Below are 3240 nucleotides of genomic sequence, written 5' to 3' on the forward strand. Positions count from 1 at the left end.
CCGATTGATGTTGCTGTTGCTGGGCAAGCCCTTGATCGCATTCATCAAGTAACCAATGGCGTCGGTGCAGTTAGCACTGTGCAGTATGTTGATGGAATGGTAGAAGGAATTGTTAGTCAATCTGGTAATAGTGCATTGACATACCCACAGCGAGTGACACCCCGTCCCGGGAAAATTGTCCGCGCCATCACACGCAATAATGGCATCAGTAATGGTAGTGCGATTAATCGAACGGTGTCCTATCGATATGAAGATGCAGGTGTTGATGTTGCTGGAAGAGGTTCAATCGGCTTCGCTAAAGTAATATCAACTGATGAGCAAAGCAACATTGTTACCAGCACTACCTACAGTCAAACATGGCCGTATGTTGGCATGCCCTTAACGGCAATAACCAGTAGCAGTCAGTCAGTTGCGTTGTCGAGCAGTACGATGACGCAAAAGCAAGTCGTCATTAACCAGGCCAATGGTCAAAAGACTTATTTCCCTTATGTGGATCATAGCGTCGTCGTGACCTATGACCTCGATGGAAGTTATCTCAACACGACAACGACCGACAATCAATATACCGATGGCTGGGGTAACCTCAACCAGCAAGACGTTAAAGTGGATGGCGAAGGTGGTACGTTTAAGTCCAGTACCGTAACGACGTATTTGAATAACAACTCGACTTGGGTGATAGGTAAGCCGCAAAGTGTCACCCTCACGAAGACAGATCCAGTCAATGGTGCGATCAGTCGTCAACATCACTACGATTATGATGATTCAACTGGATTACTGAAATCTGAAGCACAAATGCCAGGCAACCAGTTGTTGCAGGTCGTCACCAACTATGATCGTTCGGGGAATCGTTTTGGCTTAGTCAATAAAAAGAGCGAGACTTGGTACAACCCGATCTCAACGCCCGCACACGGAGCCCCCGGTCAGCAGACCCGGGTTGTTACTGATGTTACTTATGATCCCAATGGACGCTTTCCGATAACAGTCAAAGATGCACTGGGATTTGCCACAACCTACCAATATGATGCTGCAACCGGTGTCAAAACCAAAGCCACTGATCCCAATCAGTTGACGACGACATGGGAAGTGCACGCCTTTGGCCGCGTCGTGAAAGAAGTGCAGCCGGATAGTAATGAAATTCGCTCTTACCAAAAACAATGCGACAGTACATGTCCAGAGGGTGCTGTCGTTGCCAACATACGCGACGTCTTGCACAATGGTGTTCGAATTGCCGTGCCACAGATCAGCTATCAGGACAATGCTGGTCACCTCCTGCGTACCCAGAGTTGGGGCTTTGACGGTCGCCAGACCGTGCAAGACCAACGATACGACACGCTAGGACGCCTTCACATTGTTGAACAGCCGCACTATGTCGGGGACCCCGTTTATCTGGATCGCACGCTCGATTACGATGAACTCAATCGCGTCACTGTGATGACAACTTACGGTGCGAAGGGCGTTGCGTTGTTAACCACAACCGACTACAAAGGAAACTACGTCACCCTCACCAACGCCAGAAAGTACAGCCGCACCGACCTCCATAACGCGCTCGGCAAAGTGATATCCGTCATTGATGCGAAAATAGGGGTGACTCAATTTAGTTACGATGCCTTTGGCAATTTGCTGCAAACCATTGATCCCGACGGTAACGTGATCAATGTGCAATATGACCTGCTGGGCCGCAAGACCGATCTGAAAGACCCTGATCTTGGCTGGATTCACTACGACGTTGATGCGCTTGGTCGCACCTGGAAACAAACCAGTCCGAATCAACGACAATTGCAAACGGCAACCAGTATGGAGTTCGACCATCTGAACCGCATGACTGCCCGCTTCGAACCCGATCTGGAAAGTCACTGGGTATTTGATAACGCAGGCAACACAGGCATGGCCATCGGCAAACTGGTCGAAGCCTACACCGGCACGCCGACGCAAAAAGATTATCGTCGTCTGCACTACTACGATAATCTGGGCAGAAATAACAAAACTGCGCAAACCCTGGTTGATGGTATTTACACCAGCACACAAATCTACGATGACTGGAACCGGTTAAGTACCCAGCAATACCAACGTAATAATGACAGCATCAAAGCCTACGATTCTCGCTACAACAGTCAGGGGTACCTCGCAAAGATTCTGCGTGGCCCGCTTGCCCTGATCGAGATCAAAGCACAAGATGCAGCGAACCGCACGAGTGAAACCTGGTTTGGTAATGGACTCAAACAACTGCGCCAGTATGATCCCAATAGCGGGCGCCTGGTTGATGGGCAACTGACCACAAATGCCAATGTCGTTCACTTACACGAAAGCTATAGTTACGACAACCTCGGCAGCGTATCGCAACGCACCCAGTATTGGGATGGTAACGGCTTCGTCGAAGGGTTTGAGTATGACGAATTAAACCGCGTCCACAGCAGCACCGTCGCCGGACAAGCACAACAACTGTTCAGCTATAGCGCTGCAGGCAGCCTCCTGAGCAAAGGCAATGTCAATAATGGCGCAACTTATAGTTACCCGGCGCAAGGAGCTGCATCCGTTCGTCCACACGCCGTACAAAGTATTGCCGGTATCGGCAACTTTGATTACGACAACAACGGCAACATGATCGCCGGAGCAGGGCGCACCATGAGCTGGACCAGCTTTGACATGCCGCGCACCATGAGCAAGGGAAGCATCAATGACAGCTTTGCATACGGTCCCGAACATCAGCGCACGCGCCAATGCAAGACAAGTAACATCAACTGTGGAACCTCAGAAAACAGCCTCGTGTATGCCGGAGCACAAGAAGTCGAGATTAAAAATGGGCAGACCACCATCAAAACCTACTGGCCAAATGGGCTTGGTGTTGAAATCGACAAGCCGGGCAGCAACACCAGCGAACTCAACTGGACCCACCTGGATCGTCTGGGCAGTGTCGTTGGCATTACCGATGCGAGCGGCAATCTGAAAGAAAAACTCGCGTATGATACGTGGGGTAAGCGTCGCACCTTCGACAGCAGCGCAGTGAATGGTACAGTGACACCGGATAGTTTAGACGGTCAAACTGACAACAAAGGCTACACTGGTCACGAAATGCTGGATGATCTGGATCTGGTGCACATGAATGGGCGGGTGTACGAACCCTTGCTGGGTAAATTCCTCAGTGGTGATCCGTTGGTGCAAGATCCGGTGAACGGGCAGAACTATAACCGGTATAGTTATGTGCTCAATAACCCGACGAACTTGACCGATCCAACTGGGTTT

Annotated in this window: 1 protein-coding gene; it reads left to right on the forward strand. The window is 50.3% G+C overall.

Translation table 11 applies throughout. The features are described 5' to 3' along the window. Positions 1–3240, forward strand: a 3240-nt coding sequence (locus H8K29_RS17690; protein ID WP_186898657.1) for an RHS repeat domain-containing protein, incomplete at both ends; no start/stop codon positions are given.

This window comes from Undibacterium sp. CY21W (assembly GCF_014284265.1).
Taxonomy (GTDB): Bacteria; Pseudomonadota; Gammaproteobacteria; order Burkholderiales; family Burkholderiaceae_D; genus Undibacterium; species Undibacterium aquatile.